Origin of the sequence: Nucisporomicrobium flavum (genome assembly GCF_016464385.1) — a bacterium.
Taxonomy (GTDB): Bacteria; Actinomycetota; Actinomycetes; order Mycobacteriales; family Micromonosporaceae; genus Actinoplanes; species Actinoplanes flavus_A.
The window spans coordinates 66,238-79,565 of record NZ_JADMLH010000012.1 but is presented as its reverse complement, the minus strand read 5'-3'; the positions used below and the strand labels follow the sequence as shown (position 1 = coordinate 79,565).

Annotated in this window: 15 protein-coding genes; 6 read left to right on the top strand and 9 right to left on the bottom strand. The window is 73.2% G+C overall.

Features of this window, described 5'->3' with window-relative positions; genetic code table 11:
- Positions 1-49: 49 nt before the first annotated feature.
- Positions 50-634: a PepSY domain-containing protein gene (locus tag IT780_RS26465; RefSeq protein ID WP_199514421.1), complete on the top strand. Its 585-nt coding sequence runs from the start codon at positions 50-52 to the stop codon at positions 632-634.
- 14 nt (positions 635-648) lie between these two features.
- On the opposite strand, the gene IT780_RS26460 is transcribed toward IT780_RS26465, so the two are convergent.
- Both IT780_RS26460 and IT780_RS26455 read right to left on the bottom strand, forming a co-directional pair.
- Positions 649-1,515 (bottom strand): methyltransferase domain-containing protein, encoded by an 867-nt coding sequence (locus tag IT780_RS26460; RefSeq protein WP_199514419.1) that lies wholly within the window; start codon positions 1,513-1,515, stop codon positions 649-651.
- A complete protein-coding gene (locus IT780_RS26455) occupies positions 1,512-1,808 on the bottom strand; it encodes a hypothetical protein (RefSeq protein WP_199514417.1) in 297 nt (98 codons plus the stop codon). The genes IT780_RS26460 and IT780_RS26455 overlap by 4 nt, the downstream gene beginning before the upstream one ends.
- Before the next feature lie 60 nt (positions 1,809-1,868).
- On the opposite strand from IT780_RS26455, the gene IT780_RS26450 reads away from it, so the two are divergent.
- A complete protein-coding gene (locus IT780_RS26450) occupies positions 1,869-2,519 on the top strand; it encodes a TetR/AcrR family transcriptional regulator (protein WP_307831391.1) in 651 nt (216 codons plus the stop codon).
- Positions 2,520-2,630: 111 nt separating this feature from the next.
- On the opposite strand, the gene IT780_RS26445 is transcribed toward IT780_RS26450, so the two are convergent.
- Complete coding sequence (locus IT780_RS26445; protein ID WP_199514415.1) at positions 2,631-3,848, bottom strand: S8 family peptidase; 1,218 nt, start codon at positions 3,846-3,848, stop codon at positions 2,631-2,633.
- 265 nt (positions 3,849-4,113) lie between these two features.
- Here IT780_RS26445 and IT780_RS26440 point away from each other — a divergent pair, with 265 nt between their 5' ends.
- Positions 4,114-5,937: an AMP-dependent synthetase/ligase gene (locus IT780_RS26440; RefSeq protein ID WP_199514413.1), complete on the top strand. Its 1,824-nt coding sequence runs from the start codon at positions 4,114-4,116 to the stop codon at positions 5,935-5,937.
- A gap of 3 nt (positions 5,938-5,940) precedes the next feature.
- Here the strand turns inward: IT780_RS26440 and IT780_RS26435 are convergent, their stop codons facing one another.
- Both IT780_RS26435 and IT780_RS26430 read right to left on the bottom strand, forming a co-directional pair.
- Complete coding sequence (locus IT780_RS26435) at positions 5,941-6,402, bottom strand: pyridoxamine 5'-phosphate oxidase family protein (protein ID WP_199514411.1); 462 nt, start codon at positions 6,400-6,402, stop codon at positions 5,941-5,943.
- A gap of 26 nt (positions 6,403-6,428) precedes the next feature.
- Positions 6,429-7,571 carry an FAD-dependent oxidoreductase gene (locus tag IT780_RS26430; protein ID WP_199514409.1) on the bottom strand — a complete coding sequence of 381 codons (1,143 nt, stop codon included), beginning with the start codon at positions 7,569-7,571 and terminating at the stop codon, positions 6,429-6,431.
- A gap of 98 nt (positions 7,572-7,669) precedes the next feature.
- On the opposite strand from IT780_RS26430, the gene IT780_RS26425 reads away from it, so the two are divergent.
- A complete protein-coding gene (locus IT780_RS26425; RefSeq protein WP_199514407.1) occupies positions 7,670-8,257 on the top strand; it encodes a TetR/AcrR family transcriptional regulator in 588 nt (195 codons plus the stop codon).
- Positions 8,258-8,337: 80 nt separating this feature from the next.
- Here IT780_RS26425 and yczR read toward each other — a convergent pair whose 3' ends face one another.
- The gene (yczR, locus tag IT780_RS26420) at positions 8,338-9,792 is read right to left on the bottom strand and encodes a MocR-like transcription factor YczR (RefSeq protein WP_199514623.1); all 1,455 of its coding nucleotides are present in this window, start codon (positions 9,790-9,792) and stop codon (positions 8,338-8,340) included.
- 59 nt (positions 9,793-9,851) lie between these two features.
- Here yczR and yczE point away from each other — a divergent pair, with 59 nt between their 5' ends.
- On the top strand, positions 9,852-10,508 hold the full coding sequence (yczE, locus tag IT780_RS26415) for a membrane protein YczE (protein ID WP_199514406.1): 657 nt from the start codon (positions 9,852-9,854) through the stop codon (positions 10,506-10,508).
- 328 nt (positions 10,509-10,836) lie between these two features.
- Positions 10,837-11,265 (top strand): hypothetical protein, encoded by a 429-nt coding sequence (locus IT780_RS26410; protein WP_199514404.1) that lies wholly within the window; start codon positions 10,837-10,839, stop codon positions 11,263-11,265.
- A 168-nt stretch (positions 11,266-11,433) separates the two neighbouring features.
- Here the strand turns inward: IT780_RS26410 and hisF are convergent, their stop codons facing one another.
- Genes hisF through IT780_RS26395 form a run of 3 tightly spaced genes read right to left on the bottom strand, consistent with a single transcriptional unit; the run spans position 11,434 to position 13,287 of the window.
- Complete coding sequence (gene hisF / locus IT780_RS26405; protein ID WP_199514402.1) at positions 11,434-12,210, bottom strand: imidazole glycerol phosphate synthase subunit HisF; 777 nt, start codon at positions 12,208-12,210, stop codon at positions 11,434-11,436.
- Between the two features lie 10 nt (positions 12,211-12,220).
- Positions 12,221-12,946, bottom strand: a complete 726-nt coding sequence (priA, locus tag IT780_RS26400) for a bifunctional 1-(5-phosphoribosyl)-5-((5-phosphoribosylamino)methylideneamino)imidazole-4-carboxamide isomerase/phosphoribosylanthranilate isomerase PriA (RefSeq protein WP_199514400.1) — start codon at positions 12,944-12,946, stop codon at positions 12,221-12,223.
- Between the two features lie 26 nt (positions 12,947-12,972).
- Complete coding sequence (locus tag IT780_RS26395) at positions 12,973-13,287, bottom strand: hypothetical protein (RefSeq protein WP_199514398.1); 315 nt, start codon at positions 13,285-13,287, stop codon at positions 12,973-12,975.
- Between the last annotated feature and the right edge of the window lie 41 nt (positions 13,288-13,328).

The window sequence follows — 13,328 nt, the reverse complement described above, 5'->3', positions numbered from 1 at the left end:
CGCGCGGGAGCGTGCAGGTGTCACGACAACCGACACCTCGGAGGTTCCCATGATCAGGCTTCGTACCGCATCCGCCCTGGCCGCCGGCGCGGTGGCCGCCCTCGCCCTCGGCGGCACCGCCCTCGCGGCGGGCGCCGACGACCCGGCCGTGCCGATGCTGCCGAACGGTGACGTGGTCACGCCGCCGTCGCTCTTCAGCTCCGCCTCGCCGTCCCCGTCGGCCTCGTCCACCGCCTCGTCGCCGTCGGCCGCTGGGGGGATCAGCGTGGCCGCCGCGAAGGCCATCGCGATCCGGGTGGTCGGCGGCGGCCGGGTGACGAAGGTCGAGCGGGAGACCGAGCACGGCCGCGCGGTCTGGGACGTGGACGTGACGCTGCGCGGCGCCGCGCACGACATCGACGTGGACCGGGCGACCGGCGAGGTCCTGCGCCACCGGGTGAAGGGCGCGAGCGGCGGCTCGGCCACGGACGACCGCGGGCGCGGGCGCGGCTCGGATGACAGTGCTGCCGACGATCGCGGCCGGGGACGGGGTTCCGACGACGGCGCCGGCGACGACCGGGGCCGGGGGCGCGGGTCGGACGACCGTGCCGGCGACGACCACGGGCGCCACGGTGGGCACGGCTCGGACGACTGAGCCGGGCCGGACGGTCAGCCGCCGGGCGTCGCGGGGCGTTCGGCGGTGATCGTCCAGATCGCCGTGGGCAGGCGATATCCGGTGCCCGGGGTGCGGTACCGCTCCAGCAGGCGGGCCGCACCCTCCCGGGCGGCCGCTCGCGCACCGGCCGGCGCCGCCCGGTACGCCACCCCGGCCGGCCCCAGGTCGATGAGCCAGTCGGCCACCGCCTCCGGATCGTCCGGCGCGCCGACCACGACGTCGTCCGGTCTGACCGCGATCGCGGTGAAGCCCGCCGCGGCCAGGATCCGCTCCACCCGCCGCGGGTCGGCGAAGGCGAACGGGCCGGGTTCGTCGCCCACGGGCAGCGGTTCCACCGGCCCGACGTCCGCGGCGGCGCCGAGCATCGCCGCGGGCAGCCAGGGCGCGCCGCCGCCCCGGAAGACGGTGGCCGCCAGCCGTCCCCCGGGCCGCAGGGACCGGCGTACCGCGGCGCAGCCGGCGACGGGGTCGGCGAACATCATCAGGGCCATCCGGGAGTAGGCCGCGTCGAACGGGGCCTGCGGGACGCGCTCGATCCGTTCCACGTCCGCGGTGTGGAAGCTCAGGTTCCGGCCGGGCGCCGCCGGGAACCGCCGGTTCGCCTCGGTGATCAGCGCCTCCACCAGGTCCACCCCGACCGCCGCCCCGGCCGGACCGGCCACGGACGCCAGCTCGGCCGTCGTCCCGCCGCAGGCGCAGCCCACGTCCAGGAAGCGCTCGCCCGGCGCCGGGCGCAGGGCGGCCAGGGCGGTGGCGCCGAGGGGCCGCCCCCACGCGTCGTGCCGGTCCGCGTGGCGGATCCAGCCGGCGGCCGCCGCCGACCAGTACGCCGACGTGCGATCGCGTGCCGCGGCGGTCACGGGAACGGGAGCTCGTCGCCGGTGACCGTGAACGACCGGAAGGACGCGGCCTTGCCGGGGTCGAAGCCGTCCTCGCGGGCGGCGAGGCCGGCGGCCCGGGCCAGCCGCTCGGTCTGGAACCGGCGGAAGTCCTCCGGGCTGCGCCAGATGTTGACGATCCGCCAGCCGTCCTCGGCCGGCCCGGACACGTGCGCCAGCAGGCCCGGCGGCCGGTCGGGGCCCAGATTGCGCTCCACCAGCCGGTATTCCGCCTCGGTGACTCCCGGCATCTCCTGTACGACCCCGAACGGCATGGCGTCCGCCCCCTTTTGACTAGAGTTACGCTCTAACCAATAGCCCACTACGCTGACGGCGTGGTTGTCAAGCGGCGGTACGCGTCGGCACAGCGACAGGAGCAGGCACGGCGCACCCGCAACGCCGTTCTGGACGCTGCGGCGACCCTGTTCGTGGACCCCGGCTATGCCGCCACCCCGCTCACCGCCGTCGCGGCGAGGGCGGGCGTCGCCGTGCAGACCGTGTACGCGGTGTTCGGCAGCAAACGGAACCTGTTGTCCGCCCTGCTCGACCGCACGATCGCGGGCGACGACGAGCCGGTGGCCCTGCCGCAGCGGGCGTTCGTGGCGGAGATCCACGCGCTCGCCGGGCCCGAGGCGAAGCTCGCGCGCTACGCGGTGCATCTCGAGCAGACCAACGCACGGCAGGTGGACGTGATGCTCGCGCTGCTCAACGCCGCCTCGGCCGACGCCGATGCCGCCGCGATCCTGCGCAAGAACGACGAGGAGCGGCGGCGCGGCATGCTGATGTTCGCGGCCGAGCTCGCCGGCACCGGGCGGCTCCGGGCGGGTCACGACGTGGAGTCGGCGGCCGACGTGCTGTGGCTGGCGATGGACGTGCGCAACTACGACTGGCTCGTGCGCCGCCGGGGCTGGACGCCGGAGCGCTACCGGGAGTGGTACGTCCGCACGACGGCCGCCGCGCTGCTCGACGCGGCGGCCGGCCCGTGACCGCTCCTGATCTCTCCGGCCACTGTGCGGGAGGCTTCGCGGGTGTGGCCGTACCTGGAAGAAAGCGGTGCCCGGACCGACCGGCCCGGGCACCGCGGGGTTGGTGAGCGGTCAGCTGACGAAGAGCAGACGGTTCGGGGAGCCGCTGCCCGGGCTGGTCACCACGTTGGCGGTGGCGTTGTTCACCAGCGAGTCGCGAACCTGGGACGGGCTGTAGGAGGGGTTGGCGGACAGGACCAGGGCCGCGGCGCCGGCCACGTGCGGGGAGGCCATCGACGTGCCGCTGATCGTGTTGGTGGCGGTGTTGCTGGAGTACCAGTCGGACGTGATGGACGAGCCCGGGGCGAAGATGTCCAGGCAGGTGCCGTAGTTCGAGTAGGACGCGCGGGCGTCGGTGCTGGTGGTGGCGCCGACCGTGATGGCCGAGCCGACCCGCGACGGCGACGAGTTGCAGGCGTTGGCGTTCGAGTTGCCGGCCGCCAGCGCGTACGTGACGCCCGAGCTGATCGAGTTCGCCACCGCGCTGTCGAGGGCGCTGCTCACGCCGCCGCCGAGGCTCATGTTCGCGACGGCGGGCTTGCGGGCGTTCGAGGTGACCCAGTTGACGCCGGCGATGACGCCCGCGTTCGTGCCGGAGCCGGAGCAGTTCAGCACGCGGACGCCGACGAGCCGGACCTGCTTCGCCACGCCGTACGTGCTGCCGCCGACCGTGCCCGCCACGTGCGTGCCGTGGCCGTTGCAGTCGACGCCGCCCGAGCCGACGGCGTCGTAGCCGAAGCTGGCGCGCCCGCCGAAGTCGTTGTGGGTGTACTTGATGCCCGTGTCGATGATGTACGCCGTCACGTTCGAGGCCGTCTGGCTGTACGTGTACGTGGTGCTCAGCGGCCGGTTGCGCTGGTCGATGCGGTCCAGGCCCCAGGTGGCGTTGGACTGCGTGGCCAGCAGCGAGACGGTCTGGTTCTGCTCGACGTACGCGACGTCCGGGTTCGCCGCGAGCCGCTTGGCCGCGGACTCGCTGAGCTTCGCCTCGAAGCCGTTGAGCGCGGCGCCGAACGTGCGCTGGACCGAGCCGCCGTAGCTGCGGGCCAGGGATCCGGAACGGGAGCCGACCGCGGACGCCACCTTCCGGCTGCCGGCCTTGCCGCCCACCGCGGCGTCCTTGAGCACCACGATGTAGCTGCCCGGGACCGCGTCGGCGGTGCCGGCGAGCCGGATCTGGCCGGTGGCGGGGGCCGCCACCGCGGGGGTCGTCGTAGCGGCGGTCGTCGTGGCCAAAGCGAGCAGACTGACGGCCACCATGTGGCGGCCTCGGGGGCGTCGAATCGCCATGCTGTTCCTCTCTCGCGCCTGCCGGACCCTGCGGGGTCCCCCGGGCTCCTGGCCCGTTGAGGGAGACAGTAGGGGCAACGCGTCGACGTGCCTCTATATCGAATGGGCCATACCAGGCGGCGGGGGCTGCCCGGGCCCGCCGACAGGGGCTTTAGGATTGCCTTTGGGGACCCGGGGCGGTCTGGTGTCCAGCCCTCCCGGCGCAATACTCTTCGGTAACACGGCTGTTACACCCCCTTCCAGCAACGCAAAGAGGCGGCGCCCGATGGCTCTCGAGGTTCCCTACCGGTCGATTCCGGACATGTTCCTGCGTCGTGTGCAGGCCACCCCGAACGGCCGGGCGTTCGCCGTACCGACGGCCGACGACTCGGCCATCGAGTGGCTGACGTGGGCGCAGGTCGGCGAGCGGGCCAAGGCGATCGCCGCCGGGCTCGCCGGGCTGGGCGTGGGGCTCGAGGACCGCGTCTCGATCCTGTCCAGCACCCGGCTGGAGTGGGCGCTGGTGGACCTCGGCATCAACTGCGCCGGCGGTGCGACCACGACGGTCTACCCGACCACCGAGCCGGAGGACGCGGCGTACATCGTCTCGGACTCCGGGTCGAAGATCCTCGTCGCCGAGAACCCGAAGCAGGCGATGAAGCTGTCCGGCGTCGAGACGTCGGTGACCCACGTCGTGCTCATCGACGGCCTCGCCGACGCCTCCGCCCAGCCGCCGCAGCTCACGCTCGCCGAGCTGGAGGAGCGTGGCCGGGCGGCGCTCGCCGAGACGCCGGACCTCGTCGAGCGGATCGCCGAGGGCATCGGGCCGGACAACGTCGCCACGCTGATCTACACCTCGGGCACCACCGGGCGGCCCAAGGGCGTCGAGCTGCTGCACGGCGGCTGGACGTGGGAGGGCGTCGCGCAGGCCGGCCTCGGCCTCTTCGAGTCCAGCGACCTGCAGTACCTGTGGCTCCCGCTGTCCCACTCGTTCGGCAAGTCGCTGCTGTGCGGCATCCTGCACGTGGGCGTGCCGACGTACATCGACGGCCGGGTCGACAAGCTGGTCGACATGCTGTCGGTGGTGAAGCCGACGCTGATGTGCGCGGCCCCGCGGATCTTCGAGAAGGTCTACAACAAGACGGTCACCACCGCGATCGGCGGCGGCGGGCTCAAGGCCAAGATCTTCGGCTGGGCGGTCGCCACCGGCAAGCAGAAGGTCGGGTACGAGCAGGCGGGCAAGCCCGTCCCGGCGGCTATCAAGGCGAAGTACGCGGTCGCCGAGCGGCTGGTCTTCAGCAAGCTGCAGGAGCGGCTGGGCGGCCGGCTGCGCGTGCTGGTCTCCGGTTCGGCCCCGCTGAGCCGGGACATCGCCGAGTTCTTCGCCGCGGCCAACCTGCCGATCATGGAGGGGTACGGGCTCACCGAGAGCAGCGCCGCCAACTTCGTCAACCGGCTCGGCAAGCTCAGGATCGGTACGGTCGGCCAGCCCCTCGGCGACCTGGAGTGCCGCATCGACGCCGACGGCGAGATCCTGCTGCGCGGCAAGCCGGTCATGCGCGGCTACCACAACCTGCCCAAGGAGACCGAGGAGGCGTTCACCGAGGACGGCTTCTTCCGTACGGGCGACATCGGCGAGCTCGACGCGGACGGCTACCTGAAGATCACCGACCGCAAGAAGGACCTGGTCAAGACGTCCGGCGGCAAGTACATCGCCCCGTCGGCGATCGAGGGCATGTTCAAGGCGGTGTGCCCGTACACCTCGCAGGCCGTGGTGATCGGGCAGGCCCGCAACTTCGTCACGATGCTGATCAGCCTCGACGAGGACGCGATCATCACGTGGGCGGCCGGCGGCGCGCTGGCCGGCAAGTCGTACTCCGAGATCGTCGCGGCGCCGGAGACGGAGAAGCTGGTCGCCGGCTACATCGAGGAGCTGAACGGCAAGCTGAACCGGTGGGAGACGGTCAAGAAGTTCGCGATCCTCCCCCGCGACCTCAGCATCGAGCAGGGCGAGATCACCCCGTCCATGAAGATCAAGCGGCGCAGCGTCGAGACCAGCTTCGCCGAGCAGATCGACAAGATGTACGCGGGATCGCTCGTCCAGATGTAACGGTCATCCGAGCCAGCGGCCGTCGCGCATGAGCGTACGGCCGCTGATCTCGTTCGCCTCCCGCCACGCCTGAACCCGGTCGGGCCGCAGGACCAGGAACACGTAGCCGTCCCCGGCCGCCCGCGGATCCCAGTCGGCACGTTCGGCGTACCCCTCGGCCAGCCAGTCCGGCGCCTCCCCGACGGCGACCGACGACTCCAGGACCGCGTCGATCATCACGACGTCCCGCGTCCCGCCCAGACCGAGCCGCGCGGTCCCGGTGGCGGTGATCGCGCGGGCCGTCCGCGACCGGGCCTCGGTCGCCAGTACGACCCGTTCCCGCAGCCAGGCCAGGGTGAGCGGGACCAGATACGGCATGTCGCCGGCGGCGGTGGCGACCCAGGCGTCGGCCGTGGGGCCGGCCAGCTTGGTGAGGGCGTCGGCCTTGCGGGTGGCCAGGTCCCTGGGCGGTTCTGCTGCGCTCATCCGGGCATCATGTCAGCCGTCGGCGATCACCCTTGGGCGTCGTCGCCGAACTCCGGCGGCAGATCGTCGGAGAGCAGGTCCTCGGTGCGGCCTTCGAGCGCCTTGGCCAGATCGGTGGCGCGGGGCAGCATCACGTTCTCGTACGCGCGGACCGCCTCCCCGACGGTGGCCGCGTTCGCCAGCGACAACGCGAGATCACTCGCGTCCAGCATGGCCATGTTGACACCCACCCCGAGCGGCGGCATGAGGTGAGCAGCGTCGCCGAGCAGGGTGACCGCCGGGTCGTGCTCCCAGGTGTGCGGAACCGGCAGGGCGAAGATCGGGCGGTCGACGTACGGCCCGTCGTTGTCGGTGATCAGCCGGCGCAACCGCGGTGACCAGGCGGCGAACGCGTCGAGCAGGTGAGCCCGCAGCCGGGCGGTGTCCCCGGCGCCGACGCCCGCCCGGGCGACCCAGTCGACCGGCACCCGCTGGATGACGTAGACGCGGATGTGGCCGCCGCTGTTCCGCTGGGCGAAGAGGGCGCGTTCGCCGTCGGCCGCGCCGGCGCCGCCCGGTCCGACCAGATCGGACAGCTCCGGGTGCCGGTTCTCGACGTCATGGAACCAGGCCTCGAGGAAGCTCACGCCGGTGTACTGCGGAACTGCCGGCGAGACGGCGGGCCGCACCCGGGAGAACGCACCGTCGGCGCCGATGACGAGGTCGGTCTCCACGGTCGTGCCGTCGGCGAAACGCACCGAACGCGGCCCGCCGCGGGTCCCGCCGACTTCGGTGAGGGCGCATCCCCACCGCACGGTGCCCGGCCGCAGCGATTCGAGGAGCAGGTCCCGCAGCTGGCCGCGGTCGATCTCGGGCTTGACGAGATCGTCCGGTTCCGGGATCAGGTGCGCGCGCAGCTCACCGGCCACACCCATGATCCGCATCTCCTGGCCCTCGGGGCGCGCCCGTGCGAGGAACCCGTCGAGCAGGCCGGCCTCGCGCAGGGCGAGCTGGCCGCTGTCGGCGCGCAGGTCGAGGGTGCCGCCCTGGTCGCGGGCGTCCGGACCGGGATCACGGTCGAAGACGGTCACGTCGATGCCGTGCGACTGGAGGATGCGGGCGCAGGTGAGGCCGCCGGGGCCGGCGCCGATGACGCTGATCCGGGCGGCGGTGGGCGCCGGTGAAGTCATGATCATCTCTTGACGGGAGTCCATGCGAAAGGAGGCTAAATACAAAAGTGCAACCGGTCAACTTTTTGCTCGAGTCACCTTAGTGATACGCTCCACCCATGAGCCAGCCCTCCGTCGGCCGACGGGAACGCAAGAAGGCCGCCACCCGGCAAGCCATCGCCGACGCCGCCCTCCGGCTCTTCTTCGAGCGGGGCTACGACCGCGTCAGCATCCGTGACATCGCCGACGCCGCCGACGTGTCGACCACCACGCTGTTCAAGCACTTCAGCGGCAAGGAGGCGCTGGTCTTCGACCAGGACGCCAGCGCGGAGGCCGGGCTGATCGCGGCCGTACGCGAGCGCCCCGCCGGCCGCAGCGTCCCGGACGCGCTCCGGCACCACTTCATCGACCACTACCTGCCGATCGCGGCGCATCCCCAGGCGGAGCAGTTCACCCGCCTCATCGACACCACGCCGGAGCTGCGGGCGTACGCGGATCGCATGTGGACCCGGCACACGGACAGCCTCAGCGCCGCCATCGCCGCCGAGCTGGGCGCCGCCCCGGACGACCTCGGCTGCACGGCCCTGGCGCGCTTCGTGCTCGACATCCCCGCCCTGACCCGCGGCCGCCCGGACCTCCGCGCCGCCGTGGACGCGATGTTCGACATGCTGATCCACGGGTGGCGACCGCCGGGCACGGCAGCGTAGAAACCGCCGCGGATTCCCCGCGCCGCGCCTTCCCTGCGCCTTTCCCCGCGCCGCGGCCTCCCGCGGCGCGCCGCGCCGCGTCAGGCGATGACCGCTTCCGATCGCCAGGCCGGTCGCGCCGAGCGGTCGAGGTCGTGCCGGACGGAGGCGATCCGGCGCACGGCCTCGGTCAGGTCGTCCGCGGGCAGCGAGTACGGCAGCCGCAGGAACCGCTCCAGCGTGCCGTCCAGGCCGAACCGCGGCCCCGGCGCCAGCCGCACCCCCACGTCCTCGGCGGCGCGGGCGAGCGCGCTGGAAATCGGCCCGTCGAGCTCCGCCCACAGCATCACGCCACCGGCGGGCAGGGTGAACTGCCACTCCGGCAGGTACTCGCGCAGGGCCGCGATCAGCGCGTCGCGACGGACCGCCAGCTGGGCGCGGCGGGTCGCCACGATCGACGCGGCGTCGCGCAGCAGGTGCACGGCGACGAGCTGCTCCAGGACCGGGCTGGACATGTCGACGCCCACGCGGAGCGCCGCGAGCCGTTGCACGAGCGGGGCGGACGCGCGTACCCATCCGATCCGCAGGCCTCCCCAGTAGGCCTTGCTCATGCCGCCGATCGAGACCACCCGCGAATGCCGGTCGAAGACCGCGACCGGCGGCGGCATCTCGTCGGTGTCGAGCGGCAGGTCCACGAACGACTCGTCGACGACCAGCTCGGTGCCGGTCGCGTGGGCCGCGGCCACGAGCCGCTCCCGCAGGGCGGCCGGCATGAGGTGGCCGGTGGGATTGTGAAATTCCGGGATCACGTACGTCAGCCGCGGACGGGTCTGCCGCAGCGCGCCGAGCAGCATCTCGCCGTCCCAGCCGGTCGCCGCGTCGATGCCGTGGGTGCTGATCCGGGCGCGGCGGGCGGCCAGGGCGGCAAGCGCGTTCGGGTACGTCGGGGACTCCACCAGCACCGACGCGCCCGCCGGGACGGAGAGGCGGAGCACGAGGTCGAGGGCCTGCTGGGTGCCGCTGGTGATCAGGATCTGCTCGGCGCTCGTGGTCACCCCGCGCGCGGTGTAGGCGGCGGCGACCGCGTCGCGCAGCTCCATCAGGCCGGTCGGGTTGTATCCGGCGCTGCCGAGGAACCGGGGCAGCTCGTCGGCGGCGGCCCGGGCGGCCGGGATCAGCTCGACCGGCGCCGCCGAGGCCGCCACGCCGAGGTCGATCATGTCGAGGTCGTCGTCGGGGGTCCACAGCCCGGACGTCGCGACCCGGTGGCCGTTCGGCAGGGTGGTCCAGCTCCCCGCGCCCCGCCGGCTGGTGAGGTGGCCGGTCTCGCGGAGGCCACGGTACGCGGCGGTCACGGTCGTCCGGCTCACCCCGAGCGCCTCGGCGAGCTCTCGCTCCGCGGGCAGCCGTACGCCCAGCGGCAGCCGTCCGTCGGCGAGCAGTCCCCGTACGGCCCCGGCCAGCGCGGCGTAGTCGGGGCTCCGGTGCCGGCCCGGCAGCGAGTGCCACTGGCCGAGGAGCCGCGCCAATTGGCCTCCCCGTACCGACGTCGTCACAGCCACCTCCGGGAAATTGGCTCTCGCAGCCCGTCCAATTGGCCTTCAGAGTGGCACTCATGACGAACCGAAGCAACCACCTTGCCACCGCGGACCGCCGGCTCTTCCGCCGTACCAGTCAGCTCTTCGCGGGTCTGATCCTGTACGGGATAAGCATGGCCTTCATGGTGGAGTCGGGGCTCGGGCTCACCTCGTGGGACGTCTTCCACCAGGGTGTGTCGAAGGCCACCGGGCTCAGCTTCGGCTGGGTGGTGATCCTCACCGGCATCCCGATCCTGCTGCTCTGGATCCCGCTGCGCCAGCGCCCGGGCTTCGGCACGATCGCCAACCTCGTCGTCATCGGCTTCGTCGTCGACGCCGCGCTGGCGGTGCTCTCCCCCGGCGAAGGCCTCGCGATCCGCATCACGTACCTGGTGGTCGGCATCGTCGTCAACGCCATCGCCACGGCCATGTACATCGGCGCCCACTTCGGCCCGGGACCCCGCGACGGGCTGATGACGGGGCTGGTCAACCGGTTCCCGCGGCTGTCGATCCGGCTGGTGCGTACGAGCATCGAGGTGCTGGTGCTGGCCATCGGCTTCCTGCTCGGCGGGACGGTGGGCATCGGCACGGTCGCGTACGCGCTCGGGATCGGGCCGCTGGTGCAGGTCTTCATGCCGATGTTCGCGGTGCGGCGGCGGGAGGCCGTGGGGCAGGTCGTTCCGGCGGTGGCCTGACCGGCGGCGGGCCAGGCCTCGCACCGGGCGGCCCGCAGCGCCGGCGCCACGTCCCGGCCGAGCCGGCCTGGCGCCGCGCGTCCCCTGCTGAATGGCCTTGGCGCTGGCGCTGCCGCTAAATCGGTTCTCTCCGGGCCGACGGACCCGTCTCCGGTCCGTGGCGGCGGCGCGCGCCCGGCCGGGACGGTCGCCGGGGCACCGGTCGGGTGACATCGTCCTGGGTGGACCGGGCGGCGGGGGGTGAAATGTCCGGCCGTCCGGACACAGCTCGGTGATCATAGCGACACATGTGCTTCCCGGTTCCGGTTGCAGGCGGCATCATTGCGGCATGGGGGCTGGCGGCTGGCACTGGAACGACGCTTGGATCTTCGTGTCCGCGGTGATCGCCGAGCGCCTGGAGAGGGACCGCGCGCTGCACGCCGCCCTCCCGGTGACCGGCGCGAGCCTGGCCGACGTGCTCGCGGCCGCGGACTTCCTGCACCACAGCGTCCCCAGCCGTTCCGAGCTGGAGGAATCGGTACGCCGCCTCGCGGGCGCCGGCCTGCTCACCGTCGATGATGACCTGGTCGAGGTGGCACCCGCGGGCGAGCAGCTGTGGCGGACCCGGCCGTTCAGCGGCCTGTCCTCGGCGGTCGTCACCCTCCAGACGCAGCTGAACCGGGCGGCCACGCCGGGCGAGTCGGACTGGAAGCTGGACGAGAAGACCTACAACGCCGCCGTCCGCGAATACTCCCTACGACTGGCCGACGGCCGCTGAGCAGCCCGCACCGCGCCGCGTGCTCGCGCGGGTCGCACGGGCGGGTCGCACGGGCTGACCCTGCGGGCGGGTCGCGCGGGCGGACCGTGCGGCCAGGCCAGGCCAGGCCAGACCGGACCGCCGCTGGCCATGCCGCCGCTGGCCGGGCCGCCACCGGCCGGGCGCCGGTCAGCGGACCGGGTTGCCGGCCGCCCGCAGGCTCTCCTTCACCTCGCCGATGGTGAGCTCTCCGAAGTGGAAGACGCTCGCCGCCAGCACCGCGTCCGCGCCCGCCGCCACCGCCGGCGGGAAGTGCTCGACGCGCCCCGCGCCCCCGCTGGCGATCACCGGGATGTCCACGACCGCCCGCACCGCCGAGATCAGCTCCAGGTCGAAGCCCGCCTTGGTGCCGTCCGCGTCCATCGAGTTCAGCAGGATCTCGCCCGCGCCCAGCTCGGCGACGCGGCGCGCCCACTCGACCGCGTCCAGGCCGGCGCTCTTGCGGCCGCCGTGGGTGGTGACCTCCCAGCCGCTCGGGTGGCCCGGCCCGGTACCGGCCGGCACCCGGCGTACGTCCAGGGAGAGCACGAGGACCTGGTTGCCGAAGCGGTCGGCGATCTCGGAGATCAGCTCGGGGCGGTGAATGGCCGCCGTGTTGACGCCCACCTTGTCGGCGCCCGCGCGCAGGAGCGTGTCGACGTTGTCGACCGAGCGGACCCCGCCGCCCACGGTGAGCGGGATGAAGACCGATTCGGCCGTACGGCGTACCACGTCGAGCATCGTGCCGCGGTCGTCCGAGGACGCGGTCACGTCCAGAAAGGTCAGCTCGTCCGCGCCGGCCGCGTCGTACGCCGCGCCGAGCTCCACGGGGTCGCCGGCGTCGCGCAGGTCGAGGAAGTTGACGCCCTTGACCACGCGCCCCGCGTCGACGTCGAGACAGGGGATGACGCGTACCGCCACAGTCATGGTGTGCTCCCTATCGAGACGCGAGGACGGCGAGCGCCTCGGCGACCGTGAACGCGCCCGCGTAGAGGGCCTTGCCCGCGATCACGCCCTCGACGCCGACCGGTTCGAGGGTCGCCAGCGCGCGCAGGTCGTCCAGGGTGGAGACACCGCCGCTGGCGATGACCGGGGCGGGCGTACGGGCGCACACCTCGCGGAGCAGCTCCAGGTTGGGCCCCTTCATGGTGCCGTCCTTGGTGATGTCGGTGACCACGTACCGGGCCGCGCCGGCCTTGTCGAGGCGTTCGAGGACCTCGTACAGGTCGCCGCCGTCGCGGGTCCAGCCGCGGGCCGACAGCGTACGGCCGCGCACGTCCAGCCCGATGGCGACGCGGTCGCCGTACTCGCCGCAGATCCGGTCGCACCACTCGGGGTCCTCGAGGGCGGCCGTGCCGATGTTGACCCGGGCGGCGCCGGTGCCGAGCGCCGCGCGCAGCGACTCGTCGTCGCGGATGCCGCCGGAGAGCTCCACCTTGACGTCGAGGCGGCCGACCACCTCGGCGAGCAGGGCGGCGTTGGAGCCGCGGCCGAAGGCGGCGTCGAGGTCGACGAGGTGCACCCAGTCGGCACCGTCGTTCTGCCAGGCGAGCGCGGCCTCCAGGGGGTCGCCGTAGCCGGTCTCGGAGCCGGCGGCGCCCTGGACGAGGCGCACCGCCTGGCCGTCGGCGACGTCGACAGCGGGCAGCAGGGCAAGGGTCACGGCGAAACTCCCAGGGATGAGAAGGGCTACCGGCGGCCGAGGACCACGACGACCAGGGCCGGCAGGACAAGCACGATCATGGCGATGAGGACCAGCCGGAGCGCGAGCTCCGGGACGAGGAACCAGACGAGGGCCGCGGCCGCCAGCGGGATGACGACGATGCCGGCCCGCTGGGTGCGGCTGCGCCGGTGCAGGCGCCCGGAGCTGCGGCGCTGCGGCGTGAGCCGGCGGACGAGGGCGCGGCGGCGCTGCCGGCGGGCGACCTTGCGGGCCCGGGCGGCCTTCTCCTTCTCCAGGACCACGAGCCGTTCGGCCCGCCGCCTCGCTCTCTCCTTGGACACCGGTCACGCCCCGGCGACTGCGCGACGCGCCACGACGCGGT

Bases quoted from the DNA above. Each gene is read 5' to 3' on its own strand.
- IT780_RS26465 (WP_199514421.1), top strand. From the start codon at position 50: ATGATCAGGCTTCGTACCGCATCCGCCCTGGCCGCCGGCGCGGTGGCC.
- IT780_RS26455 (WP_199514417.1), bottom strand. From the start codon at position 1,808: ATGCCGTTCGGGGTCGTACAGGAGATGCCGGGAGTCACCGAGGCGGAA.
- IT780_RS26445 (WP_199514415.1), bottom strand. From the start codon at position 3,848: ATGGCGATTCGACGCCCCCGAGGCCGCCACATGGTGGCCGTCAGTCTG.
- IT780_RS26440 (WP_199514413.1), top strand. From the start codon at position 4,114: ATGGCTCTCGAGGTTCCCTACCGGTCGATTCCGGACATGTTCCTGCGT.
- IT780_RS26435 (WP_199514411.1), bottom strand. From the start codon at position 6,402: ATGAGCGCAGCAGAACCGCCCAGGGACCTGGCCACCCGCAAGGCCGAC.
- IT780_RS26430 (WP_199514409.1), bottom strand. From the start codon at position 7,571: ATGACTTCACCGGCGCCCACCGCCGCCCGGATCAGCGTCATCGGCGCC.
- IT780_RS26425 (WP_199514407.1), top strand. From the start codon at position 7,670: ATGAGCCAGCCCTCCGTCGGCCGACGGGAACGCAAGAAGGCCGCCACC.
- yczE (WP_199514406.1), top strand. From the start codon at position 9,852: ATGACGAACCGAAGCAACCACCTTGCCACCGCGGACCGCCGGCTCTTC.
- IT780_RS26410 (WP_199514404.1), top strand. From the start codon at position 10,837: ATGGGGGCTGGCGGCTGGCACTGGAACGACGCTTGGATCTTCGTGTCC.
- hisF (WP_199514402.1), bottom strand. From the start codon at position 12,210: ATGACTGTGGCGGTACGCGTCATCCCCTGTCTCGACGTCGACGCGGGG.